Here is a 17,073-nt window from a genome sequence, read left to right as displayed (position 1 = left end):
GGTTGGATTTTCCGGGGAGGGAAAGGAGGAAGCGCTCACCCCGCGTCCGCCGCCGGGCGCGCCCCGGCCGCGCGGCGCGCCGCCTCGGGGGTGTAGGCGTGGTAGAGGTGCTTCGCCAGCACCTCGGCCGCGTACACCTCCGGCGGAAGGTCCTCCAGCGCGGCGAGCGCGCGGAGGGCCTCGGCCTGGCGGGGCGTGAGCTGCAGGGTGAGCGCTTCCTTCGGCATCAACGGAAACAACGTCCGGGACGCGCCGTCGGGGACGAGCCCGAACGAACGTCCGTCACAGGTGCATGCAGTACGGGTCCTTCCCGGCCGCGGGGGGTCCGCCCCTCCCCGCTTCGGAAGAGAATGCGGATCCGGGACGGTGCGAGTCCACCTCCCCGCCGACGCGCCTCCGACCGCCCGGCGGCCTCCCCTCCCTCACCCCTCCGCCGCCGCCTGGGCGTAGAGCTCCAGGAAGCCGGTGAGGATGCGGTGGGTCATCCCCCACACCACGTACCCCCGCGCGTCGAAGGCGGGGAAGGTGAGCGTGGCCCCGTCGGCCAGCTCGTGCAGGTACTCGGTCACCGCGTCGGGCTCCAGCAGCTCGCGCACGGAGATCCAGAGCGCCGTCTGCACCTCGTGGTTCGGCGCCGCCTCGGCGCCGGGGCCCACGGCGAACACGAACGGGGAGACCACGACGCTCGGCAGGCGCGCCGAGCGCGGCGCCAGGTCGTCCAGCGCGCCCAGGAGCCGCCCCTCGCGCGCCGGGTCGATCCCCACCTCCTCGCTCGCCTCGCGCGCCGCGGTGGCGGCCAGGTCGGCGTCCCCGGGCTGGGCGCGCCCGCCGGGGAGCGCCATGTGCCCCGACCACGGGTCGCCCTCGCGCTCGGCCCGCCGGATGAGCAGGAGCTCCGGGTCGGGCGCGGCGGCGGGCCGCAGGAGGAGTGCCACGGCGGCCCGCAGCGCGGCCGCGTCCGGCGGCGCGCGGAACGGCGGCCGCGACGCCAGGGCGGCCTCCAGCGCGGCGAAGCGGGCGTCGTTCACGGCGTTCGAGCGCGGGCTCCCGGGGTGCTCCGGCCGGCGTCTTGCCCGCCGCGAGGGGAGAGGTTATCACATTCCGTACAATCCGGCAACTTTCCGTCCGATTTCCGCCGCCGATGATACGACTCGAGGATATCCAGGCCGCCCGGGAGCGGGTCTGCAGCCGGGTGGTGCTGACCCCCTGCACGCCGTCGCAGGCTTTCGGCGAGGCGTTCGGGGGCAAGGCCTGGTTCAAGTTCGAGAACCTGCAGCGCACCGGCTCGTTCAAGGAGCGCGGGGCGCTGAACCGCATGCTCACGCTCCCGCCCGAGCAGCGCCGCCGCGGCGTGATCGCGGCCAGCGCGGGGAACCACGCCCAGGGGGTGGCCTTCCACGCCCGCCGGCTGGGGATCCCGGCCACCATCGTGATGCCCGAGCGCACGCCGCTCATCAAGGTGGCCAACACCGAGCGCTACGGCGCGCGGGTGGTGCTGCACGGCTCGGTGTACGACGAGGCGATGGAGGAGGCGCTGCGGATCCAGGCCGAGGAGGGGCAGGCGCTGGTGCACCCCTTCGACCAGGAGGAGATCATCGCGGGGCAGGGCACCATCGGGCTGGAGCTGCTGGAGCAGTGCCCGGAGGTGGACGTGGTGGTGGTGCCGGTGGGCGGCGGGGGCCTCATCTCGGGGATCGCGCTGGCGATCAAGGAGTCGCGGCCCGGGGTGCGCGTGGTGGGGGTCGAGTCGTCGGCGCTGCCGGCGGCGGTGCGGGCGCGCGAGGCGGGGAGCGTGGTGGAGATCCCCCCGGCCGACACCATCGCCGACGGGATCGCGGTGCGACGGATCGGCGAGAAGACCTTCGGCTACCTGGAGAAGTACGTCGACGAGCTGCTGGCGGTGGACGAGGAGGAGATCGCGGCGGCGGTGCTCCTGCTGCTGGAGCGCGAGAAGACGGTGGCCGAGCCGGCGTGCGCCACCACCGTGGCGGCGGTGGTGAACGGGCACGTGGAGGGGCTGGTGGGGAAGAACGTGGTGATGCTGCTCTCGGGCGGCAACGTCGACGTGACGCTGATCTCGCGCATCATCGAGCGCGGGCTGCGCCGGGACGGGCGCATGGTGCACCTGAACGTGCGGGTGAAGGACCGCCCCGGCGCGCTGGCGGCGCTCACCGCGCGGCTGGGCGAGTGCGGCGCCAACATCGTCTCGCTGGAGCACCGCCGCGGGCAGGAGGGCCTCTGGCTCACCGAGGCGGGAATCGAGCTGACGCTGGAGACGCGCGGCCTCGCCCACGTGGAGGAGCTGGTGCGGGCGCTCTCCGCGGCGGGGTACGTGGTGGAGCGGGGGTGAGCCTCGCGGTGCAGGCCGGGGATGCCGGGGGATGCCGGGGATGACGGGCGAATGAATTCGCGGCAACAACTACACGAAGTCCGCCTGCGCGGACTCCCGCGCGAGGATCCGCGCGCTCCGACGCGCCCCGGTGCGGTGTCGACAACTCGCACGAAGGAGAGGGATATGCACAGGCCGGCCACTCGGTTTTTCACTCTCGTGCTCGCGTTCGCCGCCGGCTGCACCTCGCCCGGCGTTCCCGGGGGGCAGCCGGAGGCGTCGGGCGGCGCCGCCGCGGGGCCGGTGCCGGGCGCGCCGCTGGAGAACACCGATTGGAAACTGCTCGAGCTCGGCGGCCGACCGGTGCGCGCCTCCGCGGACGCCGCCGGGCCGGACCTGCGGCTCGACCCGGCGCAGAAGCAGGCGGGCGGCAACGCCGGGTGCAATCGCTTCTTCGGCCCCTACGAGCTGAGCGGGCAGTCGCTGCGCCTCGGCCCGCTCGCCTCGACCCGCCGCGCGTGCGTGGACCCGGAGATGAACCGCCAGGAGGCCGCGTTCCTCCAGGCGCTCGGCGACACGCGCACCTGGCGCATCACCGCCGACACGCTCGTCCTCGCCGGCGAAGCCGGGCCGGTCGCGCGGTTCGTGGCGCAGTCCGGCAGGTAGGCGCCGGGCGAATGAATTCGCTGCAACGACCACACGAAGTCCGCCTGCGCGGACTCCCGCGAGGAGATCCGCGCGCTGCGACCGGTCCCGGTGTGGTGTCGGGGATGTTCGCGGTTGAATTGAAGCCTCGCGGGGTTTGCGAGGCTTTCTGCCGTTGTTGCCGCGGCTTCAGCCGCCTTCGGCGAGGAACCCCGGCCGGCATCGGCGGCATGCGGCGCCCGACGAGCCGGACGCCGACCATCCACCGAGCACAGCCCTTGTCCGACGACTTCCTTTCGGTGCGGGACCGCATCTTCGCGCGGGACGGGTTCCGCTGCGTGTACTGCGCGGGGCTCTACCCGGTGGAACTGCTGTCGCTGGACCACGTGCAGCCTCGCATGCGCGGCGGCGACAACTCCGACGGCAACCTGGTCACCGCCTGCAAGGCCTGCAACACGAAGAAGGGCAACCTCCCCGCCTGGGCCTGGCTCGCCGAGAACCCCGACGAGCGCGCCAACTTCCTCCGCTACGCCACCGCCGTCTGGCCCCGACTGCGCCGCGCCGTGCAGGAGGCCGCCCGGAGCTGACCCCGCCGCCCATCGTGCCCAACATCAGTTCACGTCTCCCGATCGGCGGCCGGGGCGGGCATCCCTTTCGTTGCAAATCGCGCAGGTCTCTGTTGAACAATGACTTACAGCACGGGAAACGGATGGGAACGATCGATGCATGGGCGGCTGAGCGGCGGCTCATGGCGTCCGGTTTGCATGTGGGCTTCCGCGGGTGGGCGGCGCGTGGTAGCGCGCGGGGCTCGCGTCGATTCCGACCTGAAGTGCAGCAGCAGGAGAGCGCAGTGCCGCGAAGCAAGATCATGCAGATGGAGCGCGTGCTGAGCTTCGCCACGCGCCTTCTGGAGGAGGTCCGCAGCGACGTCGGCAGGGCCAAGATGGATGGGTCGGACACCCCGCCGCGCCTTCGCAGCGTCCACGAGCGCCCCGGCCACGCCACCCCCGAGTTCCGCACGCTGAACATCCCGGTCCCCGACCGCTTCGGGGGCCTCTCGCCCGAGGTGCTCTCCGGCATCATCGCGCGCTACGCCGAGACCAAGAAGCCCGACTGCCTCATGCTGGCCCTGGAGGCCGAGATGGACGACGGGCCGGTGCTGATCGCCGAGGTGCGCTGCAAGTACGGGACGCGGCTCTTCTGGATGCAGCCCTTCACGGTGACCGGCCGGGGGGTGGAGTGGGGCGAGCCCCTCAACGACGGCTGGCGCGACCCCGGCGAGGAGGAGATGATCCTCGACGCCGCCTTCGCCCGGGGAGCCGCCGCCGCCGCGCGCTGAAAGATCCCGGAGCGGCGGCAGCCGAAAGCCTCGCCGGCCGAACCCGCGGAGTGCGGGATGGCCGGCGAGGCTTCATGATTCGTAGGGGCGAGGCATGCCTCGATCGAGGAAGCCAGCCCGTGCGCGGAAGACGGCCTCTTGCGCCGATGCCGCCTGTGCTCGGACTCGCATGCTCGCCCCTACGAAACACATCGCGTTGATTCCCGCCCGGCCGCTCGCGGCGGACCGTCTACCCCACCTCCGACGAGCGCCGCTCTACCGGGTCGGCCGCGCCGGGGCGGGGGGCCTGGCCGAAGCGGCGGTCCAGCTCGGCCCAGAGGTCGTCGAGCGCCAGCCCCTTCGCGCGCCAGAGCACCAGCAGGTGGTAGAGCAGGTCGGCGGACTCGGAGCGGAGCTGCTCCACGCCCTCGTTCTTGGCGGCGATGATCGTCTCCGCCGCCTCTTCGCCCACCTTCTTCAGGATCTTGTCGACCCCCTGCTGGAAGAGGTAGGTGGTGTACGACCCCTCCGGCCGCCCGGCGTCGCGCGCGGCCACGATCTCCTCGACGCGGGCGAGCACGGGGCGCGGGTCGGCGGCCCGGGACAGCCCGTCGGCCCCGGCCGCGCGGAAGAAGCAGCTCCGCTCGCCGGTGTGGCAGGCCGGGCCCGTCTGGCGGACGCGGTAGAGCACGGCGTCGCCGTCGCAGTCCAGCCGCACTTCCACCACCTCCTGCGCGTTCCCGCTCGTCTCCCCCTTCTTCCACAGCTCGCCGCGCGAGCGGCTCCAGTAGTGCGCCCGCCCGGACTCCGCGGTCAGCCGCAGCGCCTCGGCGCTGGCCCAGGCCAGCATCAGCACCTCGCCGGTGCGCGCGTCCTGCGCCACGACGGGGACCAGGCCGCGCTCGTCGAGCTTCACTTCGTCGATCCAGGACATCCGTCGGAAAAGTGCGAAGTGCGAAGTGCGAAGTGCGATTTCAGAGGGGACGTGCGGAATCCGGGCTCCGCGCGTAGCTTCCCGCCGCGCAACGTAAGCGGCGGCGCGTGACGGAGGCAACCGTGCCGCCTTCCGACCTCGGTGTTCGCACTTCGCACCTCGCACTTCGCACTGGAAAGACCGATGCTGCCCCACGCGCTGGAGCGGGTGCCGCGCTGGGCCGACGCCTGGAGGCGGACGGGCCGGCTGGTGCTGCTGCTCGACTTCGACGGCACCCTGGCTCCCATCGTCGACCGCCCGGAGCTGGCCGCCATGCCCGGGGCCACCCGCCGCGCGCTGGAGCGGCTGATGGCGATGCCGGGCGTGGAGGTGGCCGTGGTGAGCGGGCGCGGGCTGGCCGACGTGCGCGAGCGCGCGGCGATCCCCGGCATCGCCTACGCGGGGAACCACGGGATGGAGATCCACGGCCCCGGCGTCGACCGCGTGCACCCCGAGGCGGCCGCGGCGCGCCCGCGGCTCGAGGAGGCCGTCCGCCGGCTGGCGCCGCTGGTGGCGCAGGTCCCCGGCGCGTTCGTGGAAGACAAGGAGCTGACGCTCAGCGTGCACTTCCGCCTGGCGCCGCGCGAGCGCCTGGGCGCCCTGACGCAGGCGGTGGCCGGCACGGCCGCGCTCCTGGGGCTCCGGATGACCACGGGGAAGCAGGTGCTGGAGGTGCGCCCGCCGGTGGACTGGGACAAGGGGAGGGCCGTGCTCTTCCTGCTGGACCAGATGCGCCCGCCCGCCGGCGCGGCGGTCCTCTACCTGGGCGACGACCGCACCGACGAGGACGCCTTCCGCGCGCTGCGCGACCGCGGCTCCGGCGAGGGCGTGCTGGTCGCCGAGCACCCGCCCGAGGACTCGGCGGCGAGCTCGTACCTCCGCGAGCCGGCGGAGGTGGGCGAGCTGTTCGCGGCGCTGGCGGAGGCGGGGGAGGGCGGGGGGGCCTGGGCGAAACGCGACGCGGGGGCCCCCGGGTGAGGGCCCCCGCGCGCCTGCCGATGGCGCTCGCGGCGTCAGACCGGACGGCGGCCGGTGATGATCCGCCACGCGATCACGATGACCGCGATGATCAGCAGGAACACGGCGATGCTCTTCAGCGCGGCGAACACGCCGGTGAAGCCGAGCAGCGCCAGGACCAGCAGCACGATGCCGATGATGAGGATCAGGTCCACGATTCCCTCCCCCTGTCAGGGGTGAACAGTTGAGTACAGCGCACTCTCGTCACAGATGAGAGGCAATCCGCGTGCCTGATACGTAAGCTCCGTACTCATAGGCACTTGTGCCGCATCCGCGTTGCCGGGCCCGGACGGGGCCGATATCTTCCCGCGCATGCCGACCCCCCGCATCTCGCACGTGCCGCCGGGCTCGCAGGACCTGCTGGCGGGCGACGTCCGCCGGCGGCGCCGCATCCAGGGCGCCTGGTTCGGGCTGGCCGAGGCGCACGGCTACCAGGAGGTGATCCCCCCCACCTTCGAGTACGAGGAGGTGTTCACCACCAGCGCCGGGCCCGAGCTGGCCGCGCGCCTCATCCGCTTCGTGGACCGCGACGGGCGGCTGGTGGCCCTGCGCGCCGACTTCACCTCGGCGATCGCGCGCGTGGTGGCCACGCGGCTGGCCTCGGCGCCCCTGCCGCTCCGGCTGAGCTACGCGGGGAAGGTCTACCGCCAGGAGCCGGAGGGCGGCGGGCGCCGGCGCGAGCTCTTCCAGCTGGGCGCGGAGCTGATCGGCGACGCGGGCGCCGAGGCCGACGTGGAGGCGCTCCGGCTGGTGCTGTCGCTGCTGCGCGCGCTGGGCCTGAGCGAGTTCCAGATCAACCTGGGCGACATCCGCTTCGTCCGTCCGCTCTTCGCGGGGCTGGAGCCCGCGGCGGCGGAGGCGCTGCGCGCGGCCATCGACCGCAAGGACCGCGCGGCGCTGGCGGCGATCGCGCGGCAGGCGGACGCCCCGGCGGCGGCGGCGCGCGCGCTGGTGGAGCTCCCGGAGCTGATCGGCCGGGGCGGCGTGCTGCAGCGGGCGCGCTCGCTGGCGTCCGCGCCCGAGGCCGAGGAGGCGATCGGGCGGCTCGCGGCGGTGGACGCGCTGCTCACCCCCGAGGAGCGCTCGCGCGTGGTGTACGACCTGGGCGAGATCCGCGGGCTGGGCTACTACACGGGGATCCAGTTCGAGGTGTTCGTGGCGGGGGTCGGGCGTGCGGTGGGCTTCGGCGGGCGCTACGACGGACTGCTGGCGCTGTACGGGCTGGACCGGCCGGCGGTGGGGTTCGCGCTGGAGACCGACGCGCTGGCCGACCTGCTCGCGGAGGAGGGATGAGCCGGCCGCTGCGGATCGCCCTTCCCAAGGGGCGGATGATGGAGGAGGCGCTGGCGCTGTTCGGGGCGATGGGCGCGGGGCTCGATCCGGCGGCGCGCGACTCCCGGCGCCTGATCCTGCCGTCGGCGGACGGGCGCTTCGAGTTCCTCCCGGTGAAGAGCGGCGACGTGCCGGTCTACGTGGAGGCCGGGGTGGCCGACGCGGGGGTGGCGGGGCTCGACGTGCTGGACGAGGCCGGGCCCGACGTGCTGCGGCCGCTGGACCTGGGCTTCGGCGGGTGCCGGCTGGCGGTGGCGGGGCCCCGGGGCGCGCCGTACCCCGGGCTGCCGGGGGGGCGCACGCCGCGGGTGGCCACCAAGTACGTGGAGTCGGCGCGGCGCTTCTTCGCGGGGCGCGGGGTGCAGGTGGAGCTGGTGCGCATCTCCGGCTCGGTGGAGCTGGCGCCGCTCCTGGGGCTCTCGGACTGGATCGTGGACCTGGTGCAGACGGGGCGCACGCTGGACGAGAACGGCCTGGTGGTGTTCGAGGAGATCGGCGCCTCGACGGCGCGGCTGATCGTGAACCGCGCCAGCCACAAGCTGCGCCTGGAGGAGCACCAGCGGCTGATCGCGGACCTGGCCGCGGCGCTGGAGCGCAGGGGACAGGGGCCGGGAAGCGACTCGTAGGGGCGAGGCATGCCTGAGGCAGGCCTCGCCCGTCCGGCGGCGGAGCCGCCGGGGCCCTCTCCCCCGCGCGGCCCCGGTCGTTCGTTCCTCACGACCAGGGGCCGCGCTCCCCTCTCCCAGACTGCGGGAGAGGGGAAACACCTCGGCGCTGCGCGCGACAAAACCGCGCGAGAGGCGGTTGAAGCCTCGCGGGGTTTGCGAGGCTTTCCGTGGTTCCAGCGGGCGGGTTTACCCGCTCGCGACCCGGCGCTTCGCGCGACGAACCCCGCGTGAGGGATGCGCGCCCGGAGGGCCGGGACACGGGCGTGCCGGGGGTTTGGCACGACCGGGGCCCGGCGCCGTTGGGCACAGTCGTTTCGTGCCCTACGGCGCGCGCAGCCCGGCCCGGAGCGCAGCGGAGGGACACGCCCGGATCCGCGGTCGCCGTTGCCGTTGGCCGTTCGCCGTTACGAGAGACAGAACTTCCGAGATGAAGATCCGCACCCTGCGCGCCGCGCCGCCGTTCGACGAGCTGCGCGAGATGGCGGCGGCCGCCGCGACCGACGACCCGGAGCTGCGCGAGGCGGTGGCTCGCATCGTGGCCGACGTGGCCGCGCGCGGGGACGCGGCGCTGGTGGAGTACACGCGGCGCTTCGACAACCTGGACGTCTCCACCGGCGCACAGCTGCGCGTCGGGACGGAGGAGCTGGAGCGCGCCGCGGCGGCGATCGACCCGGCGCTCCTGCAGTCGCTGGAGCGCGCCGCGGAGAACGTCCGGAGCTTCCACGAGCGGCAGCGCGAGCACGGCTTCGTGGACTGGCTCCCCGACGGCTCGCTGCTGGGGCAGAAGGTGGCGCCGCTCCGGCGGGTGGGGATCTACGTTCCCGGCGGGCGCGCGGCGTACCCGTCGTCGGTGCTGATGAACGCGATCCCGGCCGCGGTGGCGGGCGTGGAGGAGATCGCGATGGCGTCGCCGGCGCCCGGCGGGGTGGTGCTCGACGTGGTGCTGGCGGCGGCGCACGTGGCGGGGGTGACGGAGGTGCTGCGCATCGGCGGGGCGCAGGCGGTGGCGGCGCTGGCGCACGGGACCGAGAGCATCGCCCGCGTGGACAAGATCGTGGGCCCCGGCAACAAGTGGGTGGCCGAGGCCAAGCGCCAGGTGTTCGGGCGGGTGGACATCGACATGGTGGCGGGCCCGTCGGAGATCCTGGTGATCGCGGACGAGTCGGCGGACCTGGTGCACGCGGCGGCGGACCTGATCGGGCAGGCGGAGCACGATCCCGACGCCATCGCCTGGCTGGTGACGACGTCGGAGGCGCTGGCCGCGGCGGTCCCCGCCGAGATCGAGCGCCTGCTGCGGGCGAACCCGCGGCGCGAGGTGGCGCGCGCGGCGCTGGAGGCGAACGGGGCGATCGTCGTGGTCCCCGACCTCGAGGCGGCGGCGCAGGCGGCGGACCTGCGGGCGCCGGAGCACCTGGAGCTGCTGGTGGCGGAGCCGCTGGCGCTGGCGGGGCGCATCCGCAACGCGGGGGCGATCTTCCTGGGCCCCAACTCGCCGGAGCCGATGGGCGACTACTTCGCGGGCCCCAACCACGTGCTGCCGACGGGCGGGACGGCGCGCTTCGCCAGCCCGCTGGGCGTGTACCACTTCGTGAAGCGCACCAGCCTGATCGGCTACTCGCGCGAGCGCCTGCGCGCCCACGCGGGCGACGTGATCCGGCTGGCGGAGGCCGAGGGGCTGCACGGGCACGCGGAGGCCGTGCGGGTGCGGCTGTAGCGTTTCGGCGCGGCGGCCGGCGGCCCTCACCCGGCGCCGCTACCGCGTCGCCACCCTCTCCCGACTTCGGGTGAGGGTACTTTGCAGAGCCTGGAGCGGGAAGGCGGATCTTGTCGCGCACCGTCTCCTTCGCGTGCTCGTGCGGGCAGGCGCGCTACGACGCCTCGTCGAGCTTCACCTTCGTGTTCTGGAACGACGGGCTGGACGCGCTGGAGGAGTGAAGCCTCGACAACCCGTACCGCTACTGCGACGACGGGAGAAGGGTCGACGGCGGCGAGCTCCTGCGCTGGTGGGAGGACACGCTCGCCACGCTGCGCGCCGTGGAGCTCCCCACCCTGTACCGGGTCTGGCGCGAGTGGCGGGGGCCGCACGGCACGCTCGCGGCGAGCGACGCGGCCTACTTCCGGTGGCGTGGGACGGTCTACATGGCCGAGGACGTCTTCGACCGGCTGTCCGCCGTCCCGATGGCGCCGGAGGTGTGGGAAGAGCGCCGGTCCGAGGTGCCCTACGATCCACCCGTGCTGGAGGAGGTGGCGCCGGAGGTGGCGGCCGCGCTCGCGCCGTCGTCCGGTTCGGCGCGGGGCCAGGTGCGGCTCTCGGTCGAGGCGTTCGAGCGCCTCTTCCGCGGGACGCCGCTCACGCTGGAGCACGGCGAACTGCTGGACTTCTACGCCCGCGAGCTGCGCGAGATCGAGGTCGTCGTCCGGCACGCGGCGGAGCGCGGCGAGTCCGTCGAGCTGTTCATCTCGTGACGATCTGGAGCCGGCCCCGCGACGGCTCGTAGGGGCGAGCCTGCGAGTCCGGCACGGGCGGGACCGGCGCAAGAGGCCGCCTGTCGCGCATGGATCGGCATCCGCCGGGCGAGGCAGGCCTCGCCCCTACGATGGGATTCCCATCGACCTGAGAAACGACCCTGGACGGAGCTTCCCGTTGAAGGTTCTCTACGCGCTGGTCTGCGAGGACGCGCGCGAGCGGCAGGACGGCCGGCTCGACGTGCACGGCATCTTCCACCAGCTCTACGCGCCCGGCTTCCCGGCGCAGCAGGAGCGGCTGACGCTCGCCGTCGCCGTCGAGTGGGAGCCGCACGAGCGGGGGACCATCGACCTCTCCATCGACCTGATGGACCCGAGCAGCAGCCCCGTGCTCAGCATCAAGGGCCAGACGGAGGTGGGCGAGCGCCAGCCGATGCAGGGTCCGCCGCTGACGCGCCTGGTGATGCCGCTGGAGCGCGTCGTCTTCCCCGCGGAAGGCACGTACGTCTTCGAGCTGGCCGTCAGCGGCGAGCGCGCGCGGCTGGCCCCGCTGCACCTGATCCGGGACGTGGGGATGCATTGAGGTCGGGCGCGCTTCGCCTGCTTCGGTCCGGGCGGCTGAAGCCGCAACTACAATGGCAGGAAGCCTCGCAAACCGCGCGAGGCTGCAGGGCTGCTTTCCGTGCGCGACCCGGTCTTTTCGACCGTCGACGGTGTCATTCCCGCCGGTGCGGCGGCGTTCTCCGTCGGAAGATGCAGGGTCGATCGATCCGTTCAACGCCGGAGACTGCCGATGCGATTCGTCCGTTCGCGACTTCTCTCCACCTTCGCCGCCGCGGCGGTGCTCGCTGCGTCGGGCGCCGCCTGCTCCCAGCTCACGGGCGGCGAGCCGCTCGAGCCCGGGAGCGTGCTCTTCGAGGTCGAATACGTGAACTTCGCGTGGGCGCCGACCTGGTACGGCTTCCACGTGGACCGCGACGGGAACGTCTCCCGCTACCGCCTGGACAACCCCCGGCCGGCGGACTCCGCCGACGAGGTGTTCAGCGAGGCGGAGCTGCGCGCGAAGTACGACCAGAACGGCCAGCTGCTGACGACGCTCCCCTCCGGCGAGGTCCTGGCGCGCTACCAGCGCGTCGACGAGGCGATCGCCGGGCCGTACACGGAGCCGCGCGGCACCTGCGCCGACGCGGGCGGGGTCCGCTACAGCGCGATGGTCTACGACGCGTCCACCGGCGCCTACCGCCGCGTGCTCCTGCGCCAGACGGGCGACATCGCGCGGGCGAACCTCTCGGCCGCGGCGCGCGAGCTGTTCGCCTGGCTCAAGCAGCTCGACCCGGAGTTCGCCCAGATCTCCGGCTGCGACCCGTTCGGCGGCTGAGCGTCCCGCCTGGATTCCCCGGACGGCCGGCGGGCCGTGCGCTCCGGCGCACGGCCCGCCGGTTTTTGTCAGCGCTCGGCTTGCGGCTCGACCCACCCGCCCGCAACTTGAGGCGACTCTCAACGGGAGGTGGTCGATGGGAATGCTCGACGAGCTGGCGCAGCAGATCAGCAGCCGCACCGGGATCCCCGCCGACAAGGCGGAGGCCGCGGCGCGAACGGCGGTGGAGTTCCTCGACTCGCGGCTCCCCGCGCCCGTCGGCGGGAACCTGGCCAAGCTGGTGCACGGCGGCGGGGGAGGGGGCGGCGGGATGCCCGACCTGGGGAAGATGGCCGGCGGGCTCGGCGGGATGCTCGGCGGGAAGTAGCGTCCACCGGATCACCGGGCGCGGAAGAGGCGCGGGGGCGATGCCGCTCCCGCGCCTCTGCGATTCAGGACACATGGCCCCGCGCCGGACCCGGCGCGGCCTGTCTCACTCGGGTCCGCCCGACGAGGCGGAGCGGCGCGGCGCCGGGCCCACCTGGCGGAGGAGCTCGCGGACGGCGGCGTCGAGCTGGCTGTCGCGGCCGGTGTAGCTCTCGCCGAGCGGGCGCGTGACCGGCACGTCCACCGGGCGCGGGTTGAGCTCCATGTTCTCCCCCGCCGCGGTGGTGATGCGGGTGCCGGGGATGCGCAGCACGGTGCCGTCCACCAGCGGCACGTTGCCCGTGTAGATGATCCACCCCGCCGTCGGCTCGCCCACCACCTTCCCCAGCCCCAGCGCGCGGTAGCCTTCCGTGAAGTCCTCCGCGTCGGAGAGCGAGTGCTGGTTGGTCACCAGCACGGTGGGCGCCTCCAGCGCGCGCTGGCCCAGCACCGTCCGCGCCGGGCCCGCCGGCTGGCCGCGCGGGGTCATCACCAGGTACGGGCGCCGCGCGAACACGTCGAGCGCGTAGGCGTTCACGAAGCCGCCGTTGTTGTTGCGCACGTCGATCACCACCCCCTGCCGGGCGTGGTTCTCGGCGTCGAGGTCCACGTACAGCTGCGCCAGCGACGCCGCCGACATGTCGAACATGTGCACGTAGCCCAGCCGCCCCTCGCTCACCCGGGCCACGTAGGCGCGGTTCTTCTCCACCCAGTCGCGGTAGAGGAGCCCCTTCTCGGTGGCCGCGTTCACCGGCCGCACCGGCACCTCGCGCGTCCTCCCCCCGCTGCCGACCGTCAGCACCACCCGCCGGCCGATGCGGTGCTCCAGCAGCGCGTCCAAGTTCGTGTCCCGCTCGACGCGGACCCCGTCCACCGCCAGCAGCTCGTCGCCCGCGGCCACGTTCCCCGCCAGCGCCGCGGGGCCGAGCGGGACCACCTCGGCCACGCGCAGGCGGCCCGAGCGCTCGTACTCGGCGGGGTCGAAGCGCAGCCCCAGCCGCCCGGTGGTCTGCTGGGCGCTCCCCGCGGGCCCGCTGACGCCCAGGTGCGAGGCGTTCAGCTCGCCCACCATCAGCGCCAGGATGCGGCGCATCTCGTCGGGGGTGCGCGCGCCCGCCACCTGCGGCCCGTACGTCTGGCGCACCTGCTCCCAGTCCACGCCGTGCATGCGCGGGTCGTAGAAGTTCTCGCGCAGGTAGCCCCACGCCTGGCGGAAGACGGCCTCCTTCTCGCGCTCGAAGTCCACGTCCATCTCGGCCGAGACGGAGAGCACGCGCGGCTGGCGGCTCTCCAGCGGCACCACGTTGATCCGCCCCTGGTCCAGGTAGAACACCTCCTTGGAGTCGGGCGAGAACCAGGCGTCGCGCTTGGCGCCCGCGGTGGAGGTGAGCTGCCGCGCGACGGGCGTCTCCCGCGCCAGCTCGTCGAGCGAGTAGACGTAGAGGTTCTGCTGGCCGGCCGCCGACGCGATCATCAGCAGCCACTTGCCGTCGGGGCTGATCGTCTGCGCGCCGACGTCCACCCCCACGGGGACCGGGCTCAGCCGGCGGCGGATCCCGTCGAACACGATCTCCACCGGCTTCCTGCCGCGCCCGGCCGGCGCCGCGCGGGCCGAGTCCCCGGCGGCGGCCGCGCGGGCGGGCGGCGCCTCGGGGCGGGGCTCCTGGCGCTGCTCGGGCGGGGTGAGGGTGGGCGGCGCCTCCTCGCGGAAGAGGTCGCGGAACTGGTCTTCGCGGAAGCGGGGGAGCCGCGGCACCAGGTCCACCCGCACCACCTGCCCGCCCTCGGTGCGCTGGCTGGTGTCGAGGAGGAGGTAGGTGCCGTCGGGGCTCCAGGAGACGGTGTTGCCGAAGACGTTGGCCAGGAAGCTCACCTGGCGCGGCTCGCCGCCCGCGGCGGGGACCACGTAGGCGTTGGTGAAGAGCTGCTCGTCGGCCGAGAGGTAGGCCAGCCAGCGGCTGTCGGGCGACCAGGCGAAGGCGCCGGTGGCCACGAACGGCGGCCGGTCGAAGTAGCCCGTGGCGAGCAGGCGCTCCTGCCGGGTGGCGGGGTCGACCACGCGCAGCTCGCGCGCGTCGCGCGTGAAGGCCACGAGCTTCCCGTCGGGGGAGAAGCGCGGGGCCACGTCGGCGTGCGCCCCGCGCGTGAGCTGCGTCTCCGTGCGGGACGCGAAGTCGAAGAGGTAGAGGTTGGAGGCGCCGTCGCGCTCCGAGGCGTAGACGATCCGGCGGCTGTCGGGCGCCCAAGCCAGCTGCGACTCGCGCCCCGCCGTGGTGGTCACCCGCTCCGCGTCGCCGCCGTCCTTCGCCGAAGCCGCGAAGACCTCGCCGCGGGCCACGAACGCCACCTTCTTCCCGTCGGGCGAGAGGGCCAGCTCCTGGAAGTCGCCGGTGAGGGTGCGGTGCTCCACCCCGGGCGCGGCGGGCGCGCCGTGGAGCGAGACCGGCACCTCCCGGGCGTCGCCGCTCGCCGTGTCCAGCCGCCAGACGCGGAAGTCCCGCTCGAAGACGATGGTGCGCCCGTCGCGGCTGATGGAAGGGAAGAGCACCCGCCCCTCGCGGAACGAGGTGAGCGCGCGCGGCTGCCCGCCCAGCGGGTGCACCCACAGGTTCTGCGCGCCGCCGCGGTCGGAGACGTAGTAGAGGCTGCGCCCGTCGGGGGCCCACAGCGGCCACGCCTGCCGGGCGCCACGCGGGGCCACCTGCTCGTAGCGGGGCGGCGAGCCGGCGCGGACCAGCCAGATCTCGCTCTCGTCCAGGTGGCTGTGCCCGCGGCGCCACCACTGCGAGGCGCCCACCCCGCGCGCGGCCACGGCGATCGTCTGCCCGTCGGGGCTCTCGGCCGCGCCGAACTCGCTGGTGTAGCGGTCGGCGCTCACGGGCATCGGGGTGCCGCCCTCCACGCTCACGCGGAAGACGTCGTTCATCCCCGAGATGTCGCGGCTGCTGGAGGAGAAGTAGAGGAAGCGCCCGTCGCGCGACCACCCGTCGAGCTGGTCGAGGCCGTCGTCGAACGTCAGCCGCTTCAGCTCGCCCGTGCCGAAGGTGAGCACGTAGACGTCGCCGTTGCCGCTGCGGGTGGAGACGAACGCCAGCCGGCGCCCGTCGGGCGAATAGAGCGGGCGCGACTCGCTGGCGGGGTGCGACACCAGCAGCCGCGCCTCGCCGCCGGCGCCCGGCACCCCCCAGACGTCGCCCCCCGAGACGAAGGCGATCTCGCTCCCGTCCGGCGAGATGGCCGGCTCGGCGAAGGAGGGGCGGGCCTCGGGTGCGCGCTGGGCGGCGAGCGTCGTGGCGGCGCCGAGGAGCGCGAGGAGCGGGAAGGCGGAGAGCGAGCGCATGGCGGTGGACGTGCGATGGTGGACGGCGTCGGTGGCTGAGAGCGAAGCTAGGCGCCCGGCGCGGTCGGGGCAAACCCGGGTGGTACCGGATTGTCGCGGGGGCAGCCCGTCACGTTTTTTGCCGGTGATCACCGCGTGCGATGCGCCCCGAGGTGAGAGATTGGAGCATCCGTCGACCCGCGGGGGGCGAAATCCGGCAGGGGAACCGTCGACGCGCAGCCTCACCTGTCGAGCACGCGGATGATGCTGATCGACGATCTGCTTCGGTATTCGCGGTCGAAGTTCCCGTAGGGGCGAGGCCTGCCTCACAGTTGTCGAAAGTGTCGAAAAGCAGCGTCGCTATTCGATCCAGTGAGGCTCGGGTAGCCAAGGCGATCCACTGCTTTCGACGTGCAGGCGCATGGGTTTTCGGCTACCGCCTAGAAAATCCATCCAGTGCGTTCGGCGAAAGTCCTTGATACGCCTAGCTGATTTGGACTTTCGACAACTGTGAGGCCTGCCTCGCCCGGATGGCCGAAGGCCATCACGCGGCGACATGCCCGGCCCGCTTCGACGAGCTTTGGTGTTGCGACAGGCAGCGGGCGAGGCAGGCCTCGCCCCTACGAGCCCGATTACCGGATCAGATTCTCAATCGGCGTAATCAGCTCGGCCGCGCCGCGCCCCGCCCGCCGGCGGGAGCACGCGCCCAGGTCACCGCGGCACTGCGCGCCGCAGCCGGGCGTTCCGGCGGGCTCTTCCCAACCACGAAGGAGGGACGCATGAAGAAGCTGACGCTCACCCTGGAGCAGCTGAAGGTGGACACCTTCGTGGCCGGACCCGCCGGGCTCTCCCCCGGCACCGTGCGCGCGCACGACACCGACCCGCAGCCCCTCCCCGGCGAGGACAAGGCGGCGCCGGCGATCAGCTGGGACACCATGTGCGAACGGACGATCTGCTTCACCTGCGACCGCATGTGCCCCTCGGACCCGACGGTCTGCTACACGGGGAGCGCTCCCGCCTGCTGCGTCTAAAGCCGGGGTGCCCCGGGCCGCGCCCATACGAGATAGCGCCGGGGGTGGGGCTTCATACCACGTTTCCGAGCATTGTTCTGGTTCGCGAGAAACAGATTGGCATCACACAGAGGACACGGAGGACACGGAGAGAACTTCAATCTCTTCCGCTGTTCCTCTGTGTTCTCTGTGCCCTCTGTGTGAGACCTTTTC

Annotated in this window: 18 protein-coding genes; 13 read left to right on the top strand and 5 right to left on the bottom strand. The window is 73.4% G+C overall.

Going from position 1 to position 17,073, the window contains the following annotated elements; translation table 11 throughout:
- Positions 1–35 precede the first annotated feature (35 nt).
- Together VF746_04885 and VF746_04880 are read right to left on the bottom strand one after the other, a co-directional pair.
- Complete coding sequence (locus VF746_04885) at positions 36–227, bottom strand: hypothetical protein (protein HEX8691733.1); 192 nt, start codon at positions 225–227, stop codon at positions 36–38.
- 195 nt (positions 228–422) lie between these two features.
- Entirely contained in the window at positions 423–1,028 is a 606-nt protein-coding gene (locus VF746_04880; GenBank protein ID HEX8691732.1) for a CoA pyrophosphatase, read from the bottom strand.
- 113 nt (positions 1,029–1,141) lie between these two features.
- Between VF746_04880 and ilvA the strand changes: the two genes are divergently transcribed.
- The 4 genes from ilvA to VF746_04860 all read left to right on the top strand — a co-directional run bounded on the left by ilvA (position 1,142) and on the right by VF746_04860 (position 4,313).
- Positions 1,142–2,350, top strand: coding sequence for a threonine ammonia-lyase (ilvA, locus tag VF746_04875; GenBank protein ID HEX8691731.1), 1,209 nt, complete (start codon positions 1,142–1,144; stop codon positions 2,348–2,350).
- A 198-nt stretch (positions 2,351–2,548) separates the two neighbouring features.
- Positions 2,549–2,995, top strand: a complete 447-nt coding sequence (locus tag VF746_04870) for an META domain-containing protein (GenBank protein ID HEX8691730.1) — start codon at positions 2,549–2,551, stop codon at positions 2,993–2,995.
- Positions 2,996–3,252: 257 nt separating this feature from the next.
- A complete protein-coding gene (locus VF746_04865) occupies positions 3,253–3,561 on the top strand; it encodes an HNH endonuclease signature motif containing protein (GenBank protein ID HEX8691729.1) in 309 nt (102 codons plus the stop codon).
- Positions 3,562–3,824: 263 nt separating this feature from the next.
- The gene (locus VF746_04860; protein HEX8691728.1) at positions 3,825–4,313 is read left to right on the top strand and encodes a hypothetical protein; all 489 of its coding nucleotides are present in this window, start codon (positions 3,825–3,827) and stop codon (positions 4,311–4,313) included.
- Between the two features lie 229 nt (positions 4,314–4,542).
- Here VF746_04860 and hisIE read toward each other — a convergent pair whose 3' ends face one another.
- Positions 4,543–5,226 (bottom strand): bifunctional phosphoribosyl-AMP cyclohydrolase/phosphoribosyl-ATP diphosphatase HisIE, encoded by a 684-nt coding sequence (hisIE, locus tag VF746_04855; protein HEX8691727.1) that lies wholly within the window; start codon positions 5,224–5,226, stop codon positions 4,543–4,545.
- A gap of 183 nt (positions 5,227–5,409) precedes the next feature.
- Between hisIE and otsB the strand changes: the two genes are divergently transcribed.
- On the top strand, positions 5,410–6,243 hold the full coding sequence (gene otsB, locus VF746_04850; GenBank protein ID HEX8691726.1) for a trehalose-phosphatase: 834 nt from the start codon (positions 5,410–5,412) through the stop codon (positions 6,241–6,243).
- Between the two features lie 35 nt (positions 6,244–6,278).
- Here otsB and VF746_04845 read toward each other — a convergent pair whose 3' ends face one another.
- Complete coding sequence (locus tag VF746_04845; protein ID HEX8691725.1) at positions 6,279–6,437, bottom strand: hypothetical protein; 159 nt, start codon at positions 6,435–6,437, stop codon at positions 6,279–6,281.
- Positions 6,438–6,594: 157 nt separating this feature from the next.
- Here VF746_04845 and hisZ point away from each other — a divergent pair, with 157 nt between their 5' ends.
- The 7 genes from hisZ (at position 6,595) to VF746_04810 (ending at position 12,493) form a co-directional block, all read left to right on the top strand.
- Positions 6,595–7,575, top strand: a complete 981-nt coding sequence (gene hisZ, locus VF746_04840) for an ATP phosphoribosyltransferase regulatory subunit (GenBank protein HEX8691724.1) — start codon at positions 6,595–6,597, stop codon at positions 7,573–7,575.
- Positions 7,572–8,240, top strand: a complete 669-nt coding sequence (gene hisG / locus VF746_04835) for an ATP phosphoribosyltransferase (GenBank protein ID HEX8691723.1) — start codon at positions 7,572–7,574, stop codon at positions 8,238–8,240. The genes hisZ and hisG overlap by 4 nt, the downstream gene beginning before the upstream one ends.
- 469 nt (positions 8,241–8,709) lie before the next feature.
- The gene (hisD, locus tag VF746_04830) at positions 8,710–9,996 is read left to right on the top strand and encodes a histidinol dehydrogenase (GenBank protein ID HEX8691722.1); all 1,287 of its coding nucleotides are present in this window, start codon (positions 8,710–8,712) and stop codon (positions 9,994–9,996) included.
- 320 nt (positions 9,997–10,316) lie between these two features.
- Positions 10,317–10,748, top strand: a complete 432-nt coding sequence (locus VF746_04825; protein ID HEX8691721.1) for a hypothetical protein — start codon at positions 10,317–10,319, stop codon at positions 10,746–10,748.
- Between the two features lie 178 nt (positions 10,749–10,926).
- A complete protein-coding gene (locus VF746_04820) occupies positions 10,927–11,331 on the top strand; it encodes a hypothetical protein (GenBank protein ID HEX8691720.1) in 405 nt (134 codons plus the stop codon).
- A 210-nt stretch (positions 11,332–11,541) separates the two neighbouring features.
- Positions 11,542–12,126, top strand: a complete 585-nt coding sequence (locus VF746_04815) for a hypothetical protein (GenBank protein HEX8691719.1) — start codon at positions 11,542–11,544, stop codon at positions 12,124–12,126.
- Positions 12,127–12,262: 136 nt separating this feature from the next.
- A complete protein-coding gene (locus VF746_04810) occupies positions 12,263–12,493 on the top strand; it encodes a hypothetical protein (protein ID HEX8691718.1) in 231 nt (76 codons plus the stop codon).
- A 105-nt stretch (positions 12,494–12,598) separates the two neighbouring features.
- Here VF746_04810 and VF746_04805 read toward each other — a convergent pair whose 3' ends face one another.
- Positions 12,599–15,871, bottom strand: a complete 3,273-nt coding sequence (locus VF746_04805; GenBank protein HEX8691717.1) for a DPP IV N-terminal domain-containing protein — start codon at positions 15,869–15,871, stop codon at positions 12,599–12,601.
- 758 nt (positions 15,872–16,629) lie between these two features.
- Between VF746_04805 and VF746_04800 the strand changes: the two genes are divergently transcribed.
- Positions 16,630–16,881, top strand: coding sequence for a hypothetical protein (locus VF746_04800; GenBank protein HEX8691716.1), 252 nt, complete (start codon positions 16,630–16,632; stop codon positions 16,879–16,881).
- Positions 16,882–17,073 lie beyond the last annotated feature (192 nt).

Source organism: Longimicrobium sp. (genome assembly GCA_036389795.1).
Taxonomy (GTDB): Bacteria; Gemmatimonadota; Gemmatimonadetes; order Longimicrobiales; family Longimicrobiaceae; genus Longimicrobium.
This window is presented reverse-complemented; position numbering and strand designations above follow the sequence as displayed.